The organism is Aminobacter sp. BE322, assembly GCF_050433525.1.
Classification (GTDB): Bacteria; Pseudomonadota; Alphaproteobacteria; order Rhizobiales; family Rhizobiaceae; genus Aminobacter.
In genome coordinates, this window is sequence record NZ_JBNPXB010000006.1 from 123,153 (window position 1) to 147,945 (window position 24,793).

General features: G+C 64.9%; 21 protein-coding genes. 6 read left to right on the forward strand and 15 right to left on the reverse strand.

Annotated elements, in window-relative coordinates; translation table 11 throughout:
- Positions 1-65: 65 nt before the first annotated feature.
- On the reverse strand, positions 66-1,325 hold the full coding sequence (locus J2X50_RS11745; protein WP_429094982.1) for an N-acetylmuramoyl-L-alanine amidase: 1,260 nt from the start codon (positions 1,323-1,325) through the stop codon (positions 66-68).
- Between the two features lie 621 nt (positions 1,326-1,946).
- Between J2X50_RS11745 and J2X50_RS11750 the strand changes: the two genes are divergently transcribed.
- Together J2X50_RS11750 and J2X50_RS11755 are read left to right on the forward strand one after the other, a co-directional pair.
- Positions 1,947-4,763 carry an Rne/Rng family ribonuclease gene (locus tag J2X50_RS11750; protein ID WP_429094984.1) on the forward strand — a complete coding sequence of 939 codons (2,817 nt, stop codon included), beginning with the start codon at positions 1,947-1,949 and terminating at the stop codon, positions 4,761-4,763.
- A gap of 156 nt (positions 4,764-4,919) precedes the next feature.
- Entirely contained in the window at positions 4,920-5,351 is a 432-nt protein-coding gene (locus J2X50_RS11755; RefSeq protein ID WP_429094985.1) for a MucR family transcriptional regulator, read from the forward strand.
- 43 nt (positions 5,352-5,394) lie between these two features.
- Here the strand turns inward: J2X50_RS11755 and J2X50_RS11760 are convergent, their stop codons facing one another.
- Positions 5,395-5,685 (reverse strand): Dabb family protein, encoded by a 291-nt coding sequence (locus J2X50_RS11760; protein WP_429094987.1) that lies wholly within the window; start codon positions 5,683-5,685, stop codon positions 5,395-5,397.
- A gap of 356 nt (positions 5,686-6,041) precedes the next feature.
- Between J2X50_RS11760 and J2X50_RS11765 the strand changes: the two genes are divergently transcribed.
- Together J2X50_RS11765 and J2X50_RS11770 are read left to right on the forward strand one after the other, a co-directional pair.
- Positions 6,042-7,298 (forward strand): class I SAM-dependent methyltransferase, encoded by a 1,257-nt coding sequence (locus tag J2X50_RS11765; RefSeq protein ID WP_429094989.1) that lies wholly within the window; start codon positions 6,042-6,044, stop codon positions 7,296-7,298.
- Positions 7,299-7,424: 126 nt separating this feature from the next.
- Positions 7,425-8,405, forward strand: a complete 981-nt coding sequence (locus tag J2X50_RS11770) for a glycerophosphodiester phosphodiesterase family protein (RefSeq protein WP_429094991.1) — start codon at positions 7,425-7,427, stop codon at positions 8,403-8,405.
- A 52-nt stretch (positions 8,406-8,457) separates the two neighbouring features.
- On the opposite strand, the gene J2X50_RS11775 is transcribed toward J2X50_RS11770, so the two are convergent.
- Positions 8,458-10,434, reverse strand: a complete 1,977-nt coding sequence (locus J2X50_RS11775) for a bifunctional 2',3'-cyclic-nucleotide 2'-phosphodiesterase/3'-nucleotidase (protein ID WP_429094993.1) — start codon at positions 10,432-10,434, stop codon at positions 8,458-8,460.
- A gap of 186 nt (positions 10,435-10,620) precedes the next feature.
- Entirely contained in the window at positions 10,621-11,094 is a 474-nt protein-coding gene (locus J2X50_RS11780; protein WP_429094995.1) for an Lrp/AsnC family transcriptional regulator, read from the reverse strand.
- 154 nt (positions 11,095-11,248) lie between these two features.
- Here J2X50_RS11780 and ald point away from each other — a divergent pair, with 154 nt between their 5' ends.
- Entirely contained in the window at positions 11,249-12,364 is a 1,116-nt protein-coding gene (ald, locus tag J2X50_RS11785) for an alanine dehydrogenase (protein WP_429094997.1), read from the forward strand.
- Between the two features lie 62 nt (positions 12,365-12,426).
- Here the strand turns inward: ald and J2X50_RS11790 are convergent, their stop codons facing one another.
- The 6 genes from J2X50_RS11790 to J2X50_RS11815 form a co-directional block, all read right to left on the reverse strand.
- Entirely contained in the window at positions 12,427-12,906 is a 480-nt protein-coding gene (locus tag J2X50_RS11790; RefSeq protein WP_429094999.1) for a DUF1203 domain-containing protein, read from the reverse strand.
- A 200-nt stretch (positions 12,907-13,106) separates the two neighbouring features.
- Positions 13,107-13,664, reverse strand: coding sequence for an OmpA family protein (locus tag J2X50_RS11795; RefSeq protein WP_429095001.1), 558 nt, complete (start codon positions 13,662-13,664; stop codon positions 13,107-13,109).
- Between the two features lie 107 nt (positions 13,665-13,771).
- Positions 13,772-14,335, reverse strand: coding sequence for a GNAT family N-acetyltransferase (locus tag J2X50_RS11800; protein WP_429095123.1), 564 nt, complete (start codon positions 14,333-14,335; stop codon positions 13,772-13,774).
- Between the two features lie 2 nt (positions 14,336-14,337).
- Positions 14,338-15,189: a 3-mercaptopyruvate sulfurtransferase gene (gene sseA, locus J2X50_RS11805; protein WP_429095003.1), complete on the reverse strand. Its 852-nt coding sequence runs from the start codon at positions 15,187-15,189 to the stop codon at positions 14,338-14,340.
- A 13-nt stretch (positions 15,190-15,202) separates the two neighbouring features.
- On the reverse strand, positions 15,203-15,946 hold the full coding sequence (locus tag J2X50_RS11810) for an alanyl-tRNA editing protein (protein WP_429095004.1): 744 nt from the start codon (positions 15,944-15,946) through the stop codon (positions 15,203-15,205).
- Positions 15,946-16,980: a cysteine synthase A gene (locus J2X50_RS11815; RefSeq protein WP_429095006.1), complete on the reverse strand. Its 1,035-nt coding sequence runs from the start codon at positions 16,978-16,980 to the stop codon at positions 15,946-15,948. The genes J2X50_RS11810 and J2X50_RS11815 overlap by 1 nt, the downstream gene beginning before the upstream one ends.
- Before the next feature lie 211 nt (positions 16,981-17,191).
- Here J2X50_RS11815 and J2X50_RS11820 point away from each other — a divergent pair, with 211 nt between their 5' ends.
- Positions 17,192-18,013: an SDR family NAD(P)-dependent oxidoreductase gene (locus J2X50_RS11820; protein WP_429095007.1), complete on the forward strand. Its 822-nt coding sequence runs from the start codon at positions 17,192-17,194 to the stop codon at positions 18,011-18,013.
- Between the two features lie 3 nt (positions 18,014-18,016).
- Here J2X50_RS11820 and J2X50_RS11825 read toward each other — a convergent pair whose 3' ends face one another.
- The 5 genes from J2X50_RS11825 to cckA all read right to left on the reverse strand — a co-directional run bounded on the left by J2X50_RS11825 (position 18,017) and on the right by cckA (position 24,785).
- On the reverse strand, positions 18,017-19,219 hold the full coding sequence (locus tag J2X50_RS11825; protein ID WP_429095009.1) for an MFS transporter: 1,203 nt from the start codon (positions 19,217-19,219) through the stop codon (positions 18,017-18,019).
- A 105-nt stretch (positions 19,220-19,324) separates the two neighbouring features.
- A complete protein-coding gene (locus J2X50_RS11830; protein WP_429095011.1) occupies positions 19,325-20,731 on the reverse strand; it encodes a DEAD/DEAH box helicase in 1,407 nt (468 codons plus the stop codon).
- A 291-nt stretch (positions 20,732-21,022) separates the two neighbouring features.
- Positions 21,023-21,202: a hypothetical protein gene (locus J2X50_RS11835; protein ID WP_429095013.1), complete on the reverse strand. Its 180-nt coding sequence runs from the start codon at positions 21,200-21,202 to the stop codon at positions 21,023-21,025.
- A gap of 192 nt (positions 21,203-21,394) precedes the next feature.
- The gene (deoD, locus tag J2X50_RS11840) at positions 21,395-22,108 is read right to left on the reverse strand and encodes a purine-nucleoside phosphorylase (RefSeq protein ID WP_429095125.1); all 714 of its coding nucleotides are present in this window, start codon (positions 22,106-22,108) and stop codon (positions 21,395-21,397) included.
- An 82-nt stretch (positions 22,109-22,190) separates the two neighbouring features.
- Positions 22,191-24,785 carry a cell cycle histidine kinase CckA gene (gene cckA / locus J2X50_RS11845; RefSeq protein ID WP_429095015.1) on the reverse strand — a complete coding sequence of 865 codons (2,595 nt, stop codon included), beginning with the start codon at positions 24,783-24,785 and terminating at the stop codon, positions 22,191-22,193.
- Positions 24,786-24,793 lie beyond the last annotated feature (8 nt).

Below are 24,793 nucleotides of genomic sequence, written 5' to 3' on the forward strand. Positions count from 1 at the left end.
CGGCAACCTCGCAGGGCATCGATAGTGGCGCTCCGGCAACGTGTAGCATCAGCCGTCCGGCCAGATCAGCCTCCGGCAGCACGCCGGTCGGCAAAGAAGGCAGCAACCGCCTTGGAAATGCTCCCCGCGACCTTCTCGCGCCAGTCGGAGCTGCGCAGTTGCTCTTCGTCCTTGGCGTTCGAAAGATAGCCGAGTTCGACCAGCACCGAGGGAACGTCGGGAGCCTTGAGCACACGGAACCCGGCCGAACGATGCGGATTGTTGATCATTCCGACCGTCGGCGAGAGTTCAGACACGAGGGACCGGGCGAAACGCATCGAAAAGCCGTGTGTCTCGCGCCGGATCAGGTCGACCAGGATATCCGAGACTTCGGGGTTCTCGTCCGCCGCGGGGATGCCGGCGAGCTGGTCGGAGAGGTTCTCGCGGTCGGCAAGCGCCTGCGCCTCCGCATCCGACGCCTTGTCGGAGACCGTATATACGGTTGCGCCGCGCACGCCCTTCAATCTGATCGTGTCGGCGTGAATGGAGATGAAAAGGTCGGCTCCCTGCTGACGTGCGATGCGGACACGATCGTCCAGCCGGAGGAATTCGTCGCCCTCGCGGGTCAAGCTCACCTTGTATGCCGGGTTGGCCTCCAGAACCGTCCTCAGCTCCTTGGCGAAGGCGAGCGTGATCGACTTCTCGACGGTGCCGTTCATACCTTCGGCGCCGCCGTCTATGCCGCCGTGGCCAGGATCGATGACGATGGTGAAGGGCTCGTTCTCCTGGCCGGCCGGCTTCTCGATGCGGCCGGCCCTCGCCGTGGTGGTGGTCGAGCCCGTGGTCGCGGACTGGACCGCGAGCGCGGCTTCGAACTCCCGTTCTGACGCAGCGGCGATATCCGCGACCATGCGGTAACCCTTGCCGTCCTCGTTGGCGAGCACGTCCACCCGCTCGACGTTGAAGGGCCCCTTGGACGTCACCACCAGCCGCGAGGTCCCCTCGCCTGACGGGCCGTAGCGTACAGCCCTCACCAGACCGCGCGGCATGAGATCCTTGGCATCAAGGCTGAGCGTCGCATCGGGCAGATCGACCACGAAGCGATGAGGCGCGCGCAGCAGGAACCACTTCGGCTCCGGCTCACGATCGAAATTCATGACGATGCGCATGCGCGTGGCATCGCCGGCCATCTTGTAGTCGAGCGCGCTGACCTGGTCGGCAGCACATGCGGGGCGGCATTCGATGCCGACAAAGACCAGGACGAATGTCAGGACGCCTAGAAAGGCGCGCATTGCACGCCAGCCGCCGGCCTGAAAGCTCTTGTCGGTCACTGCCGCAGTACCCATCTGTTTGTTGCCGCCCACGAACGCCGCGGCCGATTTGCTGCGCCCCTTCGATTAACGACTGGTAACCAGAGAAGGTTAACCAAGCCTTTTTTCGGATACGCTACAAGGTTGTAATTTCGGCTTTTGCCGGCGTCGGAAATCGGGGTTGCCATCATCCCCGCCAAATCATAAAAGCGACGTTGGATCACTGCAATCCAGGGCCCGCGCCCCAGCGTCTTCCGCCTGGGAACACCGCGACGAGCGATGGCCCTGCTGGCAACAGAGATAAGATCTCGGTGATCGCGTCGAATTTCGCAGCCACAGGCCCGTGGCGGGGCCGCAGCTGCGTGAGGAAAACGGCCGGACACTCCACTCCGCGCCGGCTCTGTAAGAGCAAAGTAGCTGGTCCGGTTTTCCGGGCTTAGGTTGAAAACAAGGTTCCGCGAGGTCACGCATTGGCCACAGGCGAAATCATGAGGTCCGCAAGGAACCGCGCCATTCCGGCAGCGGGCGGCACCGCCATGGCGCTTGGGCTGCGGCCGGCGGACGCAAAATTATCCGGCACCACTGTGTCAGCAAACTCACGGCGGCGGGCACTTTCCCGCAGGCCGCGGCTGACAGTTGCCGGCAGGAAACCAGATAATGCCCAACAAGATGCTGATAGACGCCTCCCACCCGGAGGAAACACGGGTTGTCGTAGTTCGCGGTAACCGTATTGAAGAATTCGATTTCGAATCGCAGGACAAGAAGCAGCTCAAAGGAAACATCTACCTCGCCCGCGTGACGCGGGTCGAACCGTCGCTCCAGGCTGCCTTCGTCGAATATGGCGGGAACCGTCACGGCTTCCTCGCCTTCAGTGAAATTCATCCCGACTACTACCAGATCCCCGTCGCCGACCGGCAGGCGCTGCTGCGCGCCGAGGCCGAGGAAGCCGAAGACGAGGATGAGGACGAAGAAGGCGGCGAGGAACGGCAGGACCGGAACCGCGGCCGCCGCCGGCGTCGGGGCGGAAAAAACCGTGGACGAAGCGGTGACGAACACAAGTCCGAAGCCGCAAGCGACGACGAAAACGCCGCCGCAGCCAGCGAGGACGGCGAATCAGCGGCCGCCGAGGATGCAACCGAGGCGCGCAATGACGAAGAACGCGAGGCCGAACAGCCTGACGAAGCATCGGATGACGAGGCCGACGCGCAGGAGACCGGCTCCATCGCGGCTGCGATAGAAGCCGACGTCATTTCCGAACGGGCGCCCGAGCCGGCAACCACCGAAAACGAGAACGGCGGCAGCGTCGAGGAGGTCCATTCCGGCCACCACGACGACCACGAGATCGAGTCGGTCGGCGCCGAGGACGCCATCGAGGAAGCCCGCGACCGCCGCAAGCCGGTGCGCCGCCACTACAAGATCCAGGAAGTCATCAAGCGCCGCCAGATCCTGCTGGTGCAGGTGGTCAAGGAAGAGCGCGGCAACAAGGGCGCCGCTCTGACGACCTACCTGTCGCTTGCCGGCCGCTATTCGGTGCTCATGCCGAACACCGCTCGCGGCGGTGGCATCTCGCGCAAGATCACCAACGCGCAGGACCGCAAGCGCCTCAAGGAGGTCGTCGCCGACCTCGAGGTACCGAAGGGCATGGGCGTCATCCTGCGCACGGCCGGCGAAAGCCGCACCAAGGCCGAGATCAAGCGCGACTACGAATACCTGATGCGCCTGTGGGAGAACGTGCGGTCGCTGACGCTGCAGTCGACCGCCCCTGCCCTCGTCTACGAGGAAGGCAGCCTCATCAAGCGCTCCGTGCGCGATCTCTACAACAAGGAGATCGACGAGATCCTCGTCGCCGGCGAAGACGGCTACCGTGAAGCCAAGGACTTCATGCGCATGCTGATGCCCAGCCATGCCAAGGCGGTCCAGCCCTATCGCGACAACACCCCGATCTTCGCCCGCAACGGCATCGAGGCGCAGCTCGACAAGATGCTGCAGCCGCAGGTGACGCTGAAGTCGGGCGGCTACATCATCATCAACCAGACCGAAGCCCTGGTTTCCATCGACGTCAACTCCGGGCGCTCGACCAAGGAACATTCGATCGAGGATACGGCGCTCCAGACCAATCTCGAGGCGGCCGAGGAAGTGGCGCGCCAGCTCAGGCTGCGCGACCTTGCCGGCCTGATCGTCATCGACTTCATCGACATGGAGGAGAACCGCAACAACCGCGCGGTCGAGAAGAAGCTCAAGGATTGCCTGAAGAACGACCGCGCCCGTATCCAGGTCGGTCGGATCTCGCATTTCGGCCTTATGGAGATGTCGCGCCAGCGCATCCGCGCCAGCGTCCTCGAATCGACCATGAAGCCATGCCCGACCTGCGGCGGCACCGGTCACGTACGCTCGGATTCGTCCGTGGCGCTGCTCGTGGTCCGCGCGATCGAGGAGTTCCTGCTCAAGGACTCGCGCAATCACATCACCGTCAAGACCCCGTTCGCAACCGCGCTCTACGTACTGAACCACAAGCGGGCGACACTGGTCGAACTCGAGCAACGCTTTGGCCTGACCATCACGATCGAGGCGGATGACACCATTGGCGCGCAGCACTACGCCATCTTCCGCGGCGCCGTCGCCGAAAAGCCGGTGGCTCCCGCCGTGGCGGTCCAGGCTCCGGCCTATGCCGAGCCGGAGGAGATCGAGGACGAGATTCCGGTCGAGGAAGAAGAGGTCGCCGAAGCCGAAGCGCAGCCCTCGCGCCAGCAGCCCGCCTCGGGCGATGGCGAGGACAAGCGCGACCGCAAGCGCCGCAAGCGTCGCCGTCGTCGTGGCGGACGCGACCGGGAGCACCCGGCAGCCGCGGAAGGTGCGGCGTCCGACGACGAGGCTGCGGAGTTTGTCGAGATCGACTCTGAGGCAACCGGGGACGCCGGCGACGAAACTGACACGGTAGCGCTGGCGGAATCGCCGGACGCGGCAGAGGACGCGGCCGCGAAGAAGCGCCGGCGCGGCAAGCGCGGCGGCAAGCGCAACCGCAAGGACGGCGAACAACTGGCCGAGGGCGACGAGGTGCAGGTCGTAGTGGACGATGCCGAGACGTCCGCCGCAGGCGCGGTGGAGGAACCTGCAGCCGAGGTCTCGGCGGAACCTGCCCCCCAGGAACCCGTTGTGGAGCCGGTGGCAGAGGCCAAGCCGAAGCGGGCTCGCCGCACGACCAAGGCCAAGAAGGCCGAAGAGGAAGCCGCAGAGGTCGCCTCCGAGGCTGCGCCGGCGCCGAAGGCCGAAGAGGCCGATGCCGTGCCCGAGAAGAAGCCGGCAAAGCCCCGCGCGACCCGCCGCAAGGCGGCAGCGGCCACCGAAGCGGCTGCGGTTGTCGCGGAGCCCGCGGCTGCCCCGGCCACGCCCGTGGTGACCTCTCTGGGGGAAGCCGAGTCCGGCGAAGCCAAGCCCAAGAAGGCTGGATGGTGGCAGCGCAAGGGTTTTCTATAAATCGCTAATATAGCAAGAGCCGACCCGCAGATTGCGGGTCGGCTTCATTGTATTTTAGAATATTTTGCTTGCAGACCTGCGTGCTTTCGACCGATATACGAGACACTGGATAGATAGACTCATATATTGCCTTGATACTGCCCGAGGTGCTTGCCGATGACTACCGACAACAAGATCGACTTTCTCGGACTGACCGCTCACATCGTCAGCGCCTACGTGGAGAACAACAAGGTTCCGGCATCAGGGCTCCCGGACCTGATCGCCAGTGTGAACAGCTCGATCCAGTCGCTTGGCAAGCCGGCTGAAGAGCCGGTCGAGGCGCCCCAGCCTGCGGTCAATCCCAAGCGGTCGATCCATCCGGATTACATCATCTGCCTGGAAGACGGGAAGAAGTTCAAGTCTCTGAAGCGCCACCTCTCGGTCCACTTCGGCCTCACGCCTGAAGAATACCGCGCGAAATGGGGTCTGCCCGCGGACTATCCGATGGTCGCCCCGAACTATGCCGCCGCTCGTTCCGAACTCGCCCGCACACTGGGCCTCGGCAGGAAGGCCGCTCCCGTCAAGCGCGGTCGCGCCAAGAAGGCGTGATTCCGACGTTGCTGCCCCAAAAAGCAGCAACTCAGGGCCGCAGTTATCGAGCGGCCACGACGTCAGCCGAATAGCGCAGTTCCCGCATCGGACGCACACGAAGCGTCGTCTGGTCATAGACGGGGTGTGCCTTGTACGCCGACAGGGCCTCGAGGTCGGCAAACTCCGCATAGACGACGATGTCGATCTCGTCGGACATCGGATCGACCTTGGTGTTGACTGTGACCTCGAAGCAGGTCGAGTGCGGGATCTTGCCCAGCGCCGACAATTCCTCGCGGATCGTCTCGACATCCTCTTGGCGCCGCGCGCTGAAGAACACGATGTGCCGGATCAAGGCGCGATTCCTTCTGTTCGTTGTGCTGGCGCCTTTTGGGTCCGCTTTTCGTCCACGTCAATCCGGCAAAGAGCCACGGGCACAAGCCGGCCAATCCATGAGCTATGCGGCTGTCGCCCAGACGGCTGCCTTAGATATCCCTGGCATACCGGAGTATCGCAAGATGACACTTGCGATTTACAGCTTTGCCGACGAAAGTTGCGTGGAAATTCGATTTCAGTGCCAATTCCCGGCTGCATCCGGCAAGTCAACCGAGTGGCCGCCAGTAGATTTCCGAGTGTTGCGCGGCTCGCGCGGGGAGTGCGGGCTTGCCGCTTTCCGCAAACGGTCGGGCAGACGATTTGGGACGGAGCGACATGGCCGAGCCGAAATCAGACAGGAATAGCCGCAGCGGCGAAATAGCCCTTCACGAGGGCAATCTGGCGGATTTCGCCAAGGGCCTGCCGACCCGCGCGCGGCTGGCGCTGTCGGCGGCGCTGCAGTTGCCCAAGGGCTCGCTCACGGTGAAGATCCCTGACGGGCGCAGCGTCCTCGTCGGCGGCAAGGCACCCGGCCCCGAGGCGGAAATCGTACTGCACAACTGGAACCTGCCCGGCCGCGCCTTCAGCGGCGGCACCATCGGACTGGCGGAATCTTATATCGACGGCGATTGGGAAAGCCCGGACGTGACGACCTTCCTCGAGCTGTTCGTGGTCAACACCGAGATCGGCGAAAAGGTTGCAGGCAGCGCGAACTGGCTCTTGAATGCCGTCCAGCGCGTCCGCCATTGGCTGCACGACAACACCCGCACCGGCTCGAAGCGCAACATTTCCGCGCACTACGACCTCGGCAACGGATTCTACAGCGAGTGGCTCGACCCAAGCATGACCTATTCGTCCGGCCTCTATGCGACCGGCGCGAACGACCTCGCCGGCGCACAGGCGGAAAAATACCGTGCCCTGGCGCGCGATGCGGGCATCGGCCCCGGCGACCATGTCCTCGAGATCGGTTGCGGCTGGGGCGGCTTTGCCGAATTCGCGGCGCGGGAGATCGGCAGCAAGGTCACGGGGCTCACCATCAGCCGCGAGCAGTTCGATTTCGCGCAGAAGCGCATCCAGGACGCAGGTCTCGCCGACAGGGTCGAATTGAAGCTGCAGGACTATCGCGACGAGACCGGCAGCTACGATCGCATCGCGTCGATCGAGATGTTCGAGGCGGTGGGCGAAAAACACTGGCCAACCTTCTTCGCCAAGATGAGGCAGTGCCTGCGCCCGGGCGGCACGGCCGGCCTGCAGATCATCACCATCAACGAGACAGCCTACCCGCTCTATCGCAAGCGGCCCGACTTCATCCAGCGCTATGTGTTCCCGGGCGGCATGCTGCCCACGCCGGAACTGCTGAAGTCGCTCGGCGCCGAGCACGGGCTCGACTATTGGCGCGAACGCGTATTTCCACAGGACTACGCGCGTACGCTGGCGGAATGGCGAACCCGGTTCTGGTCGTCCTGGGAGCGCATCGTGCCGCTCGGCTTCGACGAACGCTTCAAGAAGCTCTGGGAGTTCTATCTGCACTATTGCGAGGCGGGATTCCGTGCCGAATACATCGACGTGAGACAGGTCGTCTACAAGGCCTGATATTCGCAGCTGCCAACCAGACTATATTCGGATCGACGACATGAACCCGCCGGAATTCCGTCCTCAAAACGACGGACTATTCTTGAAATCAGAGGCTACGGGTCGAGCCTCGGAGCCAATCAAGACATGCGCGGGCGAAATATCTTCCTTCTGACCTTCCTTGCCGCTGGCGGCGCCATCTATCTCAACAACAGTTCGCTGCTTTCGAGCCGGCCCGCCGGCAAGCCCGTGATCCTCGCCCATCGCGGGCTCGCGCAGGAATTCGAGCGGGCCGGCCTGACCGCCGAGACCTGCACCGCCGAACGGATGCTGCCGCCGCGCCACGACTATCTCGAGAACACCCTGGCCTCGATGGAAGCTGCCTTTGCGCTCGGCGCCGACGTGCTGGAACTCGACGTGCAGCCAACCACCGACGGCCAGTTCGCCGTCTTTCACGACTGGACCGTCGACTGCCGGACCGAAGGCAGCGGCCGGACCCGCGATCACTCCATGGCGGCGCTGAGGCAGCTCGACGTGGGCTATGGCTACACGGCGGACGGCGGCAAGACCTTCCCTTTCCGCGGCAAGGGCATAGGCCTGATGCCGTCGCTCGACGAGGTCTTTTCGCGCTTCCTCGACCAGCGCTTCCATATCAACGTCAAGAGCAACGACGCGGCGGAAGGCAAGGCCCTTGCGGCCTATCTCTCGAGGCTTCCGGCCGAACGGCGCGCCGCGCTCGTCGTCATAGGCGGCGATGCCCCGGTCCGGGCAATCGAGGAAGCCCTGCCCGATATTCGAACGGTGAGCAAGGAATCGCTGGTGCGATGCCTGTTGCGCTACGAAGGACTGGGCTGGACCGGCTATGTGCCGGATGCCTGCCGCGGCACCACCGTGCTCGTCCCGGTCAATTTTGCGCCCTGGCTCTGGGGCTGGCCGGACCGCTTCCTCGACCGCATGGAAAGTGTCGGCACCAGCGTCTATCTGCTCGGGCCCTACGGCGGCGGCGGATTCTCGGATGGCATCGACGATCCGGCCACCGTCGACCGGCTGCCCGCGGGCTACTCGGGAGGCATTTCGACCGACCAGTTGGACGCGATCGTCCCCGCCGTAGCCAGGCGGGAGCTCTGAGGAATGTGCAGGGAGCGGCCGGCCAGGCGCGGCCGCTCCGGGGACGGTCCGGTCAGAGAGTAATGCGATACTTTGCAAAACCCTCGGCGCCCTCGCCGACCTGCTCGATCTTCACGGCCTTGATCTCGGCGAGGTGCTGCTTCGCCTTCGGACCGGTCTCGAAGATCACCGAAGCGCCCTGCACGGGCGCGAACGACCAGTTGGAGTCGGCCGATGGATTGATCGTGCCCTGGTCGACGATGTAGCGCACGATGACGTCGCGGTTGGTGTCGGGCGCCTCGAATATCACCTTCGAGGCATTGATCTCAGGAAAATTGCCGCCGCCGCCGGCCCGGTAGTTGTTGGTCGCGACGACGAATTTCGCTGCCGGATCAATCGGTTTTCCGCCGAACATCAAGTCGACGATGCGATTGGAGCCGGCATTCAGCACGGTGCCCTTGGAATCATATTTGGGCGGCTGGGCCAAGTCGACCTTGTAGGTCACGCCGTCGATGACGTCGAAGTTATAGGACGGGAAATCGGCATTGATGAGCGGCTGGTCCGCCTTGCCCGGCTCCACCTGGTTGAAGATGCCGGCCGACATCTCGAGCCATTCCTTCACCTGCGCGCCGGTGATCGCCACAGCCTGGACCGTGTTGGGATAGAGGTAGAGGTCGGCGACGTTCTTGATCGCAACGTCGCCGGCCGGCACATCGGTGTAGTAGTCCGGCCCGCCGCGTCCGCCGGACTTGAACGGCGCCGCGGCCGAGAGTACCGGCAGGTCCTTGTGCTCGGTGTCCTTCAGCATGTCCTTGATGTACCAGATCTGCGCCTGGCTCACGATCTGCACCGACGGGTCGTCGGCGACCAGCGCGAAGTAGGAATAGAGCGGCGCGGACGTCTTGCCGACGGGCGTGCGCACATAGGCGATCGTCGCCTCGTGCTCCTCCTTCACCGCGGCCTCGACCGAAGCCCGGCTTTCCACCGTCGGAACAACCTTCTTGTCGACGCGCTTGAAGATCGGCCGTGCCTCGCTGGTCGAACTGACCACCTTCCAGGCATTGCCGTCGCGCTCCAGCATCAGGTCGATCAGCCCGAGATGCGAGCCCCAGAACCCGCCCATCACGCCCGGCTTGCCGTTGATCGTGCCCTTGGCATTGTCGACGCCGGCAACGCCCTCGAATTTCGGGCCGGGGAAATCGAGATGGCTGTGGCCGGTGACGATGGCGTCGATACCTTCCACGCCGGCGAGCAGGATCGATGCGTTCTCCAGGTTGTCGCCGGCAGCCGGCGTGCCCATGCCCGAGTGAGCGAGCGCGATGATGATCTCGGCACCCTCTTCCCTCATCTGCGGCACCCACGCCTGAGCCGTCTTGACGATGTCGCGGGTCATCGCCTTGCCGCCGAGGTGCTTGGCGTCCCAGGTCATCACCTGGGGCGGCACGAAGCCGATCAGGCCGATGCGGATCGGCTGCTCGGCGCCCGCGCCGTCCTTCAGCTTCTTGTCGACGATGACATAGGGTTTCAGGAACAGCTCGTCCTTGGTGGCGTCGGCGGCGAGCTGGCCCTTGGTCAGGTTGGCGCAGACGAAGGGGAAGCTGGCGCCGTTGAGCACTTTGAACATGTAGTCCAGGCCATAGTTGAACTCGTGGTTGCCGAGCGTCGAGCAGTCGTAGCCCAGCGTGTTCATCGCCTTGATGATCGGGTGGATGTCGCCGTCCTTCATGCCGCGCTGATAGGCCATGAAGTCGCCCATCGGGTTGCCTTGCAGGAAATCGCCATTGTCGAGGAGGATGGAATTCGTCGCCTCGGCGCGGATGGCGTCGATGATCGAGGCGGTCCTGGCCACGCCCATCGTGTCGTTCGGCTTGTCGGCATAATAGTCGTAGGGGAAGACATGGACGTGAAGGTCCGTGGTTTCCATGATCCTGAGATGCGCTTGGTTGGCCTGCGCGCGCGCCGAGAACGGATGCAGCATCACGATCGCGCCGGCGGCCGCGGAGCCGGCAAGGAAGGAACGTCGAGAAATCGGGTGAAGCATGCTGGACATTTTCACTCTCCAGGGGAAATGAACTGACAGTATTCAGCCGGCGTAAGAAAGATGAAATCTTGCGCCAATTTCTGCGCAAGTCCAGCGGCTCGATGTAACAGCCCCGTGACGAGGCTTGGGGAATGGATTGGTCCAGCGAGGCCGACCCAGCCATGTACCGAGGCCGGTCTTTCCGCCCTAAAAATGTCAGGCCAGGTCCGGACGCATGCCCATGGCGGTGCGGTCGATCACTTCGCGCAGCGCGAAGGAGGAATTGATCTTGGTGACGTGCGGCATCGCCGACAGCCACTCCTTGTGGATGCGCTCGTAGTCGGGCAGGTCGCGCGCGGCGATGCGCAGGATGTAGTCGTATTCGCCCGACATCAGGTGGCAGGACAGGATGTTGGGACAGCGCTTCACCGCCACCTCGAACTCGCTCAACGTCTTCTCGAACTGGCCGGACAGCGATATGTGCACGATCACCGTCATCTGATGGCCGAGGGCCGCGTTCGAGAGCCTGGCGTGATAGCCGCTGATGATGCCCGACTTCTCGAGGTTGTCGAGGCGGCGCGAACAGGCGGACTGCGACAGGCCGACCCTGTCGGCCAGCGCCGCATTGGGCATGCGGCCATCCTTCTGGAGCGCGTCCAGAATGGCGATATCAATCCTGTCCAGCGGCATTCTTCGAATTTCCTTCGACAATTCCAGCGAACGACGCAAGGATTATCGAACGCAGCCCGCGTGCGCAACTCATTTCGCAAACATATTCGAGCCGATTCGTGATCCACTTCCTACATAGGGAACAAGAGCCCGAACGGCTGCGGAGGAGCGAGAAATGCGTGTTGGCTGCCCCAAGGAAATCAAGAACCACGAGTACCGCGTCGGACTGACTCCCGGCTCGGTCCGCGAATATGTCGCCCACGGCCATGAAGTGCTGGTCGAGGCCGGTGCGGGTGCCGGTATCGGTGCCGACGACAACGCCTATCGCGCCGCCGGCGCCCATATCGCCAAGACGGCGGAGGAGGTCTTCACCCGCTCCGACATGATCGTGAAGGTCAAGGAACCCCAGCCCAGGGAATGGGCACAGTTGCGCGAAGGCCAGATCCTGTACACCTACCTGCACCTCGCTCCCGATCCCGATCAGACCAGGGGGCTGCTCGCCTCAGGGGTCACGGCGGTCGCCTACGAGACGGTGACCGACGACCGCGGCGGCCTGCCGCTGCTGGCGCCGATGTCGGAGGTCGCCGGGCGGCTGTCGATCCAGGCGGGCGCCACCGCCCTGCAGAAGGCCAATGGCGGCCGCGGCGTGCTGCTCGGCGGCGTGCCCGGCGTGCTGCCCGGCAAGGTCGCCGTGATCGGCGGCGGCGTTGTCGGACTGCATGCCGCCCGCATGGCTGCCGGGCTCGGCGCCGACGTCTCGATCATCGACCGCTCGATCCCGCGCCTGCGCCAGCTGGACGACATCTTCGGCGGCCGCGTCCATACCCGCTATTCGACGGTCGAGGCGCTTGAGGAAGAGTGCTTCTCGGCCGACATCATCGTCGGCGCGGTCCTCATCCCCGGTGCTGCGGCGCCGAAGCTCGTCAGCCGCGAGATGCTGTCGGGCATGAAGAAAGGCGCAGTGCTCGTCGACGTCGCCATCGACCAGGGCGGCTGCTTCGAGACCTCGCATGCCACGACCCACGCCGACCCGACCTACGAGGTCGACGGCATCATCCACTACTGCGTGGCCAACATGCCGGGCGCCGTGCCGGTTACCTCGGCGCACGCGCTCAACAACGCCACGCTGCACTACGGCCTGGCGCTCGCCGACCGCGGTCTCAAGGCGCTCGCCGACGAACCGCATCTGCGCAACGGGCTCAACGTGCATCGCGGGCGGATCACCAACCGCGCCGTCGCCGAGGCCCTCGGCTACGAAATGATCGACGCCAAGGCAGCACTGGCGGCTTAAGAGCTTGAATTGCTTCAAGACAAGCCCGCCGCAGCGATGAGGCGGGCTTTCGTTTTGTTCGGTCAGGCCTCTGCTGCCAATTCGATGCGGCACTGGTAGCAATTGTTCCTGGCCGAGCGCATGTGCACGTACGCAACGTCCGAGCGCACCAGCAACTCATGGGCTTTGGCGACGATCTCCGGCGTCGGCGTCACCGCCCCGGTGCCATAGACGATGCGGTCGTTGGCACCGTAGCCGCGCAGGATGTAGTCGCGCGTCTTGCCGAACAGTTCGGGAAGATCGGCGGTTTCGTCTGCGCGCGGGCACGCCTCGGCATGGAGGAAGATCGGACCGGTCTCCGCATAGGGTTGCAGTTCGGGAAATGGCCGGTAGGCCAGTATGAGATACGGCTCGCCCGCGGCCACGTTCTTCAGGCAGTGGCGGCAGGGCACGCCGTCGCCATCGGAAACGCGGCACTCCGGAACCATGCCGTACGCATCCGGCGCCCCACTCTGCAGCGCTCTCACTTCGTCGGTGGGCAAGGCCTTGAATTTCAGGGTCATGGCGGCGGTCCTGTTGGTGCGACCCCGGCAAGCTAGGCCGAGCCCAAGGGGGCGCCCACCCGATTCCCGCTAGACCGACAGGGTCTCATCCATCAGCGCATCCAGCACCCGCACCTACCACTCTGATCGTCATCTCGCCCCGATATGAATAAAGCCCGGCTTTGGCAAGCCGGGCTCCAAGCGGATCGAACCGTTCCGTGTCAGCGGATGAAGTCGTCGAAGCGGCGCAGGGTCACGCGCCGATTGCGCCAGTTCTCGTTCTGGGTCGGCACCAGCAGGAACTCCTCGCCGTATCCGACGGTCTCGAGCGCGTAGCCCGGAATGCCGAACTCCCGCACCAGCGTCCGCCTGAGCGAGGCGGCGCGGCGCTCGGAAAGCGCCTGGTTGGACGCAAAGGAGCCGACGGCGTCGGTATGCCCCTCGATCAGCACGCGCGTTTCGGGGTCGCGGCGCAGGATGCGATTGAGAGCGTTGGCGATGTTCTCGACCTTGCCATATTGCGAATAGGGAATCTCGGCCGAGCCGAAGCCGAAATTGATGGACTGGATGTCGATCGAAGGCGCCATGCGGCGCAGGTCCGGCCGGCGCTTGAACTCGCGTATCGTCACGCGCTGGTTGGGCTTGAGCTTGACCGTCGGTGCAGCCTCGAGCTGGCGCTCGATCTGCGCTGCCGAAGGCGTGGTCGCCTGTGCGGCGGCAAAGGATGGCACAGCGATCAAGGCAATCAGCGCAGCTGCCATGGTGCGGCGGTTCAGCATCAATATTCTCCTTTCACTTCGACATGACGTCGAACCCAATGGCCGGGAAGATGCCAGAAGCAACCTGAAGATGCGATGAATGGACGGTTCAGACTAGGTTGGCGCTTTTATTCCCGCATCACGCTCGCCGACCGTTCCGCAAAGGTCATCGTCCGCACGTTTTCGGATTTCTGCGCGACCGGCGAAAATCCCATCTTCTGGTAGAGCGGCAAGGCGGCGGGATGGTCCAGCGTGCAGGTCTGCACCGTGACCTTGCGCGGCCGGTAGGACCAGGCGGCGGCGATCGCCGCCCCGAGGAACCAGCGGCCGAGCCCCTGCCCGGTGGCGTGGTCCATCATGCCGAAATAGGCAAGTTCCACTTCCTCGGGCAGGTGCGGCTTGAGGTCGAAGAACCCCGCCGGCGCACCATCCAGGTAGAGCACCCTGATGTCGCGGTCTTCGCGGTGCAGGCCCGCGGCGAGTTCCTCGTCGTCGAGCCGCAGGATGTTGACCCAATGCCATCTGCGCCCGACGCGGTCTGCCAGATAACGATAGTAGTGCAACGGAATGTCGCGCGTCTTGAGCAGGGCGATCTGGCGATTGACCGGCAGCGGCGGCTGATAGGCCGGCGGCACGTGCATTTCCAGGAAGGTCACCGTGACAGGTATGATCTCGCTGCGATCGGCCGACATGGTCATGCCTTGCCCGTGGCTACCGGCGTGTCGGACAAGCCTCCCCATTCGGTCCACGAGCCGTCATAGAGGCGGTTGTCGCCGTGACCGAGCGACTGTAGCGCGAGCGTGATGACAGCGGCCGTCACGCCCGATCCGCAAGTGGTGACAACGGGCTTGGAAAGGTCCAGCCCTGCCGCCTCCAGCGTCGACTTCAGGCGGTCGAGCGAAAGCAGTTCGCCATTCTCGGAGAGCGTTACCGACGGCACGTTGCGCGCCCCCGGCATGTGCCCGGAGCGCAAGCCCGCCCGCGGTTCCGGATCGACGCCTTCGAAGCGCCCCCCCGAGCGGGCATCCGCCACCTGCGCGGTACCGGAACGGACGATTTCGCGCATTTCGGCAAGCGACACGACCTTCGAGGCGTCGTAGTCGACGTGGAAGACGTTCGGCGCCGTCTTCGTCGGCTCCGAGGTAACCGGCCGGCCGGCGGCCTTCCAGCGGTCGAAGCCGCCATCCAGGATGTAGACCTGGAACACGCCCATGATGCGGAACATCCACCAGACCCGCGGCGCCGACAGGAAGCCCGGCCCGTCGTAGATGACGATCGTGTCGTCGGCCGATATGCCCATCGAGCCTGCGTGGCGTGCAAACAGCGACGGCGACGGCAGCATGTGCGGCAGCGCCGAATCGAGATCGCAAACGAGATCGAGGTCGAAGAACACCGAGCCGGGAATATGTGCCGCGTCGTATTCGGCGCGCGCGTCGCGCTTGTGCGCCGGCAGATACCAGGATGCATCGACGATCGACAGGCCCGGCGTGCCCAGCCGCTCCTCCAACCAGTCCGCGTCGATGACGAAAGCGCTTTTCTCGCCCATGGGAGGCTCCTGCTCAGTTGGCGGGCATCGCGCCGAAGCGGATGCGGAAGCGGCGGTTTTCCCGCCCTTTCTTCTCGATCTTGCCGATGTGGATCTCGCCGATCTCGGCAGTTCGTGCGACATGGGTGCCGCCGCAGGGCTGGCTGTCGATCGAAGCATCGTCGCCGATGCAGACCAGCCTGATCCGTCCGGTGCCCGAGGGCGGGCGTACGTTCTTCGACTTGACCAGGGTCGGATGGGCGGCCAGCTCTTCCTCCGATATCCAGCGCGTGTAGATCGAGTGGTCGGCCCTGACGAGGGCCATCAGTTGCTCGGTCACCGCCTCCTTGCTGAAGCCGGCATCGGGAATGTCGAAATCGACGCGCGAATCGTCCTCTCCGACGGCGGCGCCGGTGATCGGATAGGGGCAGACGACGGTGAGCAGATGACAGGCCGCGTGCATGCGCATCAAAAGGAGCCGGCGCGGCCAGTCGATGGCAAGCTTCAGCCGTTCGCCGATCTGGGGAACCGGCTGGTCCGGCCCAGGCACATGGATGATCTCGTCCTTGTGCTCGCCGGTGATGGTTGCGGCCACGGCGATCGGACTGCCGTCCTCGCGCAGCATCGTTCCGGTGTCGCCCGGCTGGCCGCCGGACGTCGCGTAGAAGATCGTGCGGTCCAAAATGATGCCGCCACGGTCGTTGACGGCGAGCACCTGGGCCGCAGTCTCGCGCAGATAGGAATCGTCGCGGAAGATCGCCTCGGTGGAATATGCCATCATGCCACCTGTTCGAACGGGACCTCGATGTCGACCGGCCGGTCCATCCACTCTGGCACCGGAAGCCCCTTGCCGCGCAGGAACTCCGGATTGAACAGCTTCGACTGGTAGCGGGTACCGAAGTCGGCGAGGATGGTGACGACGGTGTGGCCCGGGCCCAACTCGCGCGCCAGGCGCACGGCACCGGCAATGTTGATGCCCGAGGAGCCACCGACGCATATGCCCTCGTCCTGGATCAGCTCGAAGACGATCGGCAGCGCCTCTTCGTCGGGGACCTGGTACGAGAAATCGGGCGTGAAGCCGTCGAGGTTGGCGGTGATGCGCCCCTGGCCGATGCCTTCGGTGATGGAACTGCCCTCGGCCCTGAGTTCGCCCGTCGTATAATAGCTGTGCAGGGCCGCGCCGAGCGGATCGGCGAGCGCGATCTTGACATCGCTGCGCCTAGACTTGAGCCCGATCGCAACGCCGGCGAGCGTGCCGCCGGTACCCACCGCCGAGACGAATCCGTCGACCTTGCCGCCCGTCTGCTGCCAGATCTCCTCCGCAGTCGTGCGGACGTGGCCGTCGCGGTTGGCGACGTTGTCGAACTGGTTGGCCCAGATCGCGCCATTCGGATCGGTCCTGGCCAGCTGCTCGGCGAGCCTGCCCGAAACTTTCACGTAGTTGTTGGGATTCTTGTAGGGGACGGCGGGCACCTCGATGAGCTCGGCGCCAAGCAGCCGCAGCGCATCCTTCTTCTCCTGGCTCTGGGTGTCGGGAATGACGATGACCGTGCGATAGCCGAGCGCCTTGGCGACGACCGTCAGGCCGATGCCGGTGTTGCCGGCGGTGCCCTCGACGATCACGCCGCCAGGGCGAAGCAGTCCGCGCTGCTCGGCGTCGCGAATGATGAACAGGCCGGCGCGGTCCTTGACCGACTGCCCTGGGTTCATGAACTCGGCCTTGCCGAGAATCTCGCAACCGGTTTCCTCCGAGGCGCGCCTGAGCCGAATGAGGGGGGTATTGCCGATGGCGTCGATCACCGAGCGATGCATGGAGATTCCTTCCTATTTCGCCGACGAACCCTAGAAATCTGCACCTCGGCTTTCAAGGCAAGAAATTCTCTGGACCATTGACATTCCGGCGAAACCACACGCGCACGCAGCGAACTTGCCCCCTCGGATGCGGCATTTCGCTGGAAAACAGGCCTTTGCAGGCGAAGTCTACGCCGCTAGAGCTATGCGACACCATTTGCGGGGGATTTGAGTGAGTACTTACCGGGCCGCCCCGAAGGACGGCATCGCGTGGATTACGGGTGGCAGCACGGGGATTGGCCGCGCGGTGGCCCGTTTCCTCGCCACGCAGGGTTACACGGTCGCGGTCACCGTGCGACCCGACGATCCACTCGACGAACTCATTGCCGAGACCGAAGGCCTGGCCGGGCGCATCCTGTCCTTCCCGTCGGATGTTACCGACGAGGCCGGCATGGCGGCGGCGGTGGCGGCGATCGAGTCCCAGGCAGGCCCGATCGTGCTCGCCATCTTCAATGCCGGCGCATACCTGCCGGTCAGGGGCGACGACCTGCAGTTGAAGACCTTCCGCCAGAGCTTCGACGTCAATGTCTTCGGCGTCCTCAACGGGCTTGCGCCGGTCATCGAACGCATGCGCAACCGCGGCCGCGGGCATGTCGTGTTCATGGGCTCGATCAGCGCCTATTTCGGCTGGCCGACGACCGCGGCCTACGCCGCGACGAAAGCCTCGATCAATGTCATCGCCGAGGCGCTCAAGTTCGATTTCGACAAGATGAACATCCGCACCCAGGTGCTGAACCCCGGCTTCATCGACACGCCGCTGACCCAGAAGAGCGCGTTCTCGATGCCGGCGATGATGTCGGTCGACCAAGCGGCCGAACGGGTTTGCCGGGCGATACGCAAAGGCGGCTTCGAAGTCACCTTTCCGAGACGCCTGACCTGGGGGATGAAGCTGCTCTTCCTACTGCCGCGTCCGTTGCGTGAAATGGCCCTGCAGGCCTCGACCCGCTGGAAGGCGGAACCGATCGTGTTTCTGCGGCGCTCGACCTTCGACTGACGATCAGACAGCCGTCGGCCGAGGCTTTGCGTCGCGCGCCCAGAGATAGATGACGATCGCCGCGCCAAGCATCACGACATAGAACCAGAACAGAGCCGAATACGCCGCCGTTGGCTCCCCCGGCACCACGCTTGCCGTCACCACGGCGCCGGTGGCGAACTGCATGGCACCGACACCGCCGATCGAGAAGAAGTTCATCAGCGTGACGCCGCGCCCGACGAGATGGGCGGGGAAGAACGCCCGCGCGTGCGCCATGAGCAGGCCATAGCTGCCACCGGTCAGACCGATAAGTACGAAAATGGCAGTGACGGCGGCCACGTCGGTGAAGACGTCGATGGCGAGATAGAGGATCGCCAGGAGACCGATGGTGTTCCCCACCACCGCGACCCACTTGCGGGTGCGGAAGATCGTGTCGAGCGGGCCGTAGATGAAGGCCCCGGCGACCATGGCCAGCGCCATGAACAAGGTCACCTGCCCTATCATCAAGGCATCCGCGCCATAGACGTCGACGAGATAGGGGCCGGACCAGAGGCCGCGAATCCCCGTCGTCGGCGCATAGTTGATGGCCGTGAGCGGGATGATCGGCCAAAGTACCCGCATGCGGAGCAATTCGCGGTAGCCGTCGAACCCGACCGTGCCCTGGTCCATGCCGGGAGGCGATTGCGGATCGCGCACCGCCACCAGAATCGCCAGGGCGACCACGATGGTGACGAGCGCAAGTCCCGCCATCACCGGCCGCCAGCCGAACGCTTCGGCTGCCTGGGCGAGCGGTGCCGCCCCGATGACGTTGCCGGCCGTCCCGAAAGCCACCATCCACGAGGCCAGCACCGAAAACCGCGCGAGCGAAAAGACGCGGGCAAAGATGAACAGCGAGGACATCAGCACCGGCGCGCAGCCTATGCCGATCAGCGCCATGGCAGCGATCACCATCCAGGGTGTCGACGCGGCCGCAAACAGAATGGCCCCGCCTCCGCCGCCGAGCATCAGCAGCACTGACGCCGTACGCCGTGGCCCGAAACGATCCAGCGACACGCCGATGGCGAACTGGGCCAGCGCAAAGGTGAGGAAGAACGCACCGGACGCCAGCGAAAGGTGTGCCTTGGTGGCACCAAGTTCGGCAGTCAGCGCCGGCGTCAGGACGGCCATGAACGACCGGTAGAATTGCGACAGCACGTAGGCGATCGCGAGCGTCGCTATGCCGGTCATGCATCCCCCAAAGCAGAAAGGGCGGCCGAGGCACCGCCTCGACCGCCCTAACCTATTCATGCCGTTGCAGCAAATGGACCAGGCTGGCCCGATCTGCTGCACAGATCAGGCAGCTCGCGAATTCGGGCCGCGATTGCCGAAGCCGCGGCGCTTGCCGCGAAAAGGCTTGCCGCCGGCGGGCTTGTCCGCCTTCGGCGCGCCTGAGCCCGACCGATCGCCGCCCTTGGCGAATCGCGGCTTGCCACCGCCATTGCCGCGACCACGCTGGCCGTTCGGGCGCCCTTGCCTGCGCTCGCCGTCGTCGTCGTTGGCCGGCTCCGGCATGCGATGCTCGCCGGCAGGACGCTGCGGGTCGGGCTGGCCAAGATGATCGGCGTCGACCGGCAGCTTCATGCGGATGATGCGCTCGACCTGCTTGAGCTTGGAGTTCTCCGAGGGGTCGACCAGCGTGACCGCAACGCCAGAGGCGCCGTTGCGGCCGGTACGGCCGATACGGTGGACGTAGCTCTCGGCCTCGTCCGGCAGGTCGAAATTGACGACATGGCTGATGCCTGGCACGTCGATGCCGCGCGCAGCGATGTCGGTTGCCACCAGGATGCGGACCGAGCCGTCGCGGAAGCCGTTCAATGCCCGCTGGCGCGCGTTCTGCGACTTGTTGCCGTGGATCACCGCCGCCTCGAAGCCGTCCCGCTCGAGGTCGCGGGTCACGCGGTCGGCGCCGTGCTTGGTGCGGGCAAAGACGATCACCGAGCGCATGGCCTCGTCGGCCAGCATGTCGGAGAGGATCTTGCGCTTCTGCTTGGTGCGGGCGAGCACGACGCTCTGGCGGATTTCGGCCGCCGTCGTGCCCTGGGGAGCCACCTCGACCCTGACCGGGTCCCTCAGCAGCCCGGCTGCCAGCTCGGCGATCTCCGCCGGCATGGTAGCCGAGAACAGCGCGGTCTGGCGGAACTTGGCCGTCGCCTTGGCGATGCGCTTGACGTCGTTGATGAAGCCCATGTCGAGCATGCGGTCGGCCTCGTCGAGGACGAGCCACTGCGTATCGGCCAGGATCACGTCGCCTTCGCGGACGAGGTCGGTCAGGCGGCCGGGCGTCGCGATCAGAACGTCGACACCGGGGCCGATCTTGCGGACCTGGGCGCTGCGGGAGACCCCGCCGAGCACCAGCGCGGTCGAGATGTGCGCGCCCTTGGCCAGAACCTTGATGGTGTCCTCGATCTGCACGGCGAGTTCGCGGGTCGGCGCGAGGATGAGCGCACGCGCGGTCTTCGGCCGCCGCTTGGTGCCGAGCGCGATGATCTTGGAGAGGATGGGCAGCGCGAATGCCGCGGTCTTGCCGGAGCCCGTCTGGGCAATGCCGAGGATGTCGCGGCCTTCCAGCTGTGCCGGGATCGACTGGACCTGGATCGGCTTGGGCTCGGTGAAGCCGGCGGCGATGGTCGACTTGAGCAGCGCGCCCGAAATGCCGAGTTTGGCGAAGCCGTTCAGCTCCGCGGAATTTTCATTGGTCAATATCTTCTTCTTTCGTGCGACGGCCATCCGCCGCAAACATCAATGGCGGCAGGGCGCAACCTGCCGGCCTCGATCTCTTGTGAAACGACAAGGCGGCGGACATCGTCCGCTCGGCTGCGCTGTCGCGCCCGCATGCGTCATGCCGCGGGTCTATTTCGCCGCTTGCCGTAGCCGGAAAGGGGAGAAAACAGACGCAACCAAGTCTCAGCAGTGAGAAAGCCGGCAAGCCCGGCCCAAGCGCCTATGCCGCCGCATATGGCGGAACCGCGGGCAAAATGCAAGTCCCCCGCTTCAGGCAGCTTCGGCAACGACCTCGTTCAACGTGTCGAGATCGACATAGAAGATGCGGGTGATGGCGACGATCAGGTCGTCCCCCCAATAGCCGTAAGACTTCAGGATGCTGACGGCGGTGGCTATGTCGACGGTTTCCGTCAGACGCCTCTTCATGCTGTCCTCGACGAATTCTTCCATCGGGCTGTCCCTCTGTCCGATTGCCAACGCAAGGAACACGGAAGCAGAACTCTCGATCCGGGATAGGATGACTCGCTTGCCTGGAACTTACGGATTGGCAGGCACCCGGAGCCTCGCCGACTGACCCAAACCCAGGCGATTCGCGACGCCCGCCGGAATATTAGCACGAGCAGAATTGTCCTTCGAGCTTGGCTACGCCCGAGGAGCAACGACCTCGAGCGCCAGGCGGACCATGCCGCGAAACAGCTCCTGCCGTTCCGAAGGGTCCGTGCCTTCGCCGGTGACGAGGCTGTCGACCACCGTACAGATCGACAGCGCCCTGGCGCCGAAACGCGCGGCTATCGAGTAGAGGGCATTGGTCTCCATATCCACGGTCAGCGCCCCGCTTGCCCTTACACCCGCGAAGCGGGCCAGCCCGTCCGGATGATAGAACACGTCGCTGGACGCCGTCTGACCGACGTGGTGGTCGACCGCAAGTTCCTCAGCCTTCTCGGCCGCGCGGCGCAGCAACTGGAAATCGGCGCTCGGGGCATAGTCGTAGAGCCCGAAAAGCTGCCGATTGACGTGGCTGTCGGTGCTCGCCGACTGCGAGATCACCAGGCTGCGCAGCCTGACATGCTCCGCCAGCGCTCCGCAGGTGCCGATACGGATCAGCGTCCGGGCACCATAAGTTTCCAGCAGCTCATGCACATAGATCGACAGCGAGGGCGCGCCGATACCGGTGGTCTGCACGCTGACCGGCAGGCCGCGCCAGCGCCCGGTAAATCCCAGCGCACCGCGGATCCGGTTCACACAACGGGCCTCTTCGAGGAAATTCCTGGCCACCCACTCCGTGCGTTGCGGATCCCCCGCGAGCAGCACGGTCTCGGCGTAGTCGTCCCTTCCCGCCTCGTTGTGCGGCGTCAGTTGCATCGGCGATCCTGACTGGCCTCCGCTCGCATCATGGCACTCTGCCACGCGATGCGAAAGCCGTCCCGCAGCCGGGCGCTCAGGTCTCGAGGACTTCCTTCACTACCGTCGCCAGTTGCTTGAGCGAGAAGGGCTTCGGCAGGAAGCCGAACTGCGCGTCGGCTGGGAGATTCTTGGCGAAGGCATCCTCGGCGTAACCCGAGACGAAGATGAACTTGATGTCGGGCTGGCGCCGGCGCAACTCGCCGAGCAGCGTCGGGCCATCCATCTCGGGCATCACCACGTCGGACACGACGACGTCGACCATGCCGCCAAGCTCGTCGAACACCTCCAGCGCCTCGACGCCGGACGACGCCTCATGGACGGTGTAGCCGCGCGAGGTCAGCGCCCGGACGCCGCCCAGGCGGACCGCATCCTCGTCTTCGACGAGCAGCACGGTTGCCGAACCGGAGAGGTCCCTGGCGACGCCGTTCGCTTCGGCTTCGGGCTGCCTCGCCACCACCGGTGCCGCGACCTCCGGGCCGTTCCCGGCGGCCGGCTGGGGCTTGGCGACATGGCGCGGCAGGAAGATCCTGAAAACCGTGCCCTTGCCGACCTCGGAATCGCAGAAGATGAAGCCGCCGGTCTGCTTGATGATGCCGTAGACCATGGAAAGGCCGAGGCCCGTGCCCTTCCCCACCTCCTTGGTGGTGAAGAACGGCTCGAATATCTTCTTGAGCACCTCTGGCGGAATACCGGTGCCGGTGTCTTCGACCTCGACCATCACATAGTCCGCCGGCGCCAGTTCCCTGTAGCCGTATGCCTTGCACTCCTCGGTCGGCACGTTCTTTGTACGCACCATCAGGTCGCCGCCCTGGGGCATCGCGTCGCGCGCGTTGACCGCCAGATTGACCACGACCTGCTCGAACTGGCCGATGTCGGCCCGGACCGGCCACAGGTCGCGGCCGTGGTCGACCTTGAGCTTGATGCTGTTGCCGACGAGGCGGGCGAGCAGCGTGCGCAGGTCGGCCAGCACGTCGGTGAGGTTGAGCACCTCCGGCCGCAGCGTCTGCTTGCGCGAGAAGGCCAGCAGCTGCCGGACCAGCGAGGCCGCGCGGTTGGCATTCTGCTTGATGTTCATGATGTCCGGGAAGGACGGATCGGAAGGCCGGTGGTTGGTCAGCAGCAGGTCAGACGCCATGATGATGGCCGTCAGCACGTTGTTGAAATCGTGGGCGATGCCGCCTGCGAGCTGGCCGACGGCCTGCATCTTCTGGCTTTGCGCCATCTGGCTTTCCAGCGCCTTCTGCTCGGTCGTCTCGACCGCATAGACGATCGCCGCTTCCTCGGCGCCGTCCGCGTCCGAGCCGTCGGCCACTGCATTGACGTAGAAACGGACATGCCGCTCCTCGTTCTGGGGCAACACGGTGTCGATCGGCGCGATGTCCGCCTGGCGCTGGCGCGCCTTCTCCAGCGCAGCGGCGAAGCCTGGCCGGTCGCGCTCGTGGATGACGGTGTCGAGCCGCACGCGCCGGTCGACGGCATCGCGGTCGACGGCCGACGAGAACAGCGACAGGAACGGCGCATTGGTGCGCAGGATCCGGCCGGTCTGGTCGACGCCGGCTATCGCCATCGGCGTCGAGTTGAAGAAGCGCGTGAAGCGAACCTCCGAAGCCCTCAGCTGCGCGGACGAATCCTCGCCCTCGGTGCGGTTGAGCACGATCGTGCGCGTCGGCCCGCTGACGCCCTCGCGGCTCGCCGAAACCCGATGCATGAAGCGCACCGGAAGCGCCTCGCCGTTGACGGTTGCCAGATCCAGGTCGATCACCGCGTTGCGGGTCGTGCCCGGATCCGCCTTGACCGAACGGACCAGCGCCATGCCGTCGCCGGCGACGATCTCGTCGAGGCTGATGGCGCCTGGCGTGAAGCTGGCGAGGTCGATGCCGAGCCAGTCGGCGAGCGTGGCGTTCACATAGGTGACCCGGCCGTCCTGATCGGCCGAGAAGAAGCCCGCCGGGGCGTGGTCGAGGTGATCGATCGCCTGCTGCAGGTCGAGGAAGAACCGCTCCTGCTCCGCGCGCTCGGGTGAAATGTCCGCCAGTTGCCAGGCGTTCAGCGGCTGCCGGTTGCCGGGGACGCTAAAGGAGCGTGCGCGCACGCGATACCAGCGCGCGCCGGGCGCCGCCCCCGGGCGTATGGATTGCGCCAGGCGGAATTCGCCGTCGCCGGCCTGGCCGTCCCTGAGGCCCGAGGCGATCTGCGAGATCGTCAAGGACGCTTCGGGCAGATCGGAAAGCAATCCCTCGACGGTCTTGAGGTCGGAGGCGGTCGCCGCCCCGGTCATGTCCGCATAGGCACGGTTGGCGTAGACGATGCGCCCCTTGGCATCGGTCACCACCAGCCCCTGCGACATGGAATCGACGAAGGCCTTCGACAGGCCGTCGGCCGGCGAGCGCGGCGATATCTGGATGAAGCCGATGGCGGTGGCGAAAAGATAGCCGACACCGATCATCGCCAGCACGCCGAGCATGCCGAGAAGGAACGGGTCTCCGAGGCGTTCGCGGAAGATGCCGAACACGATCGCAGCACCGGTCAGGACCACGATGAAGATGATCAGTCGCGTGACGGCATCGGGGCGTCCGGCCTGGTCGACGATCGGGACCGGATAAAAGTCGTTGCGCGTTTCCTTGGCCATTCCCCTGC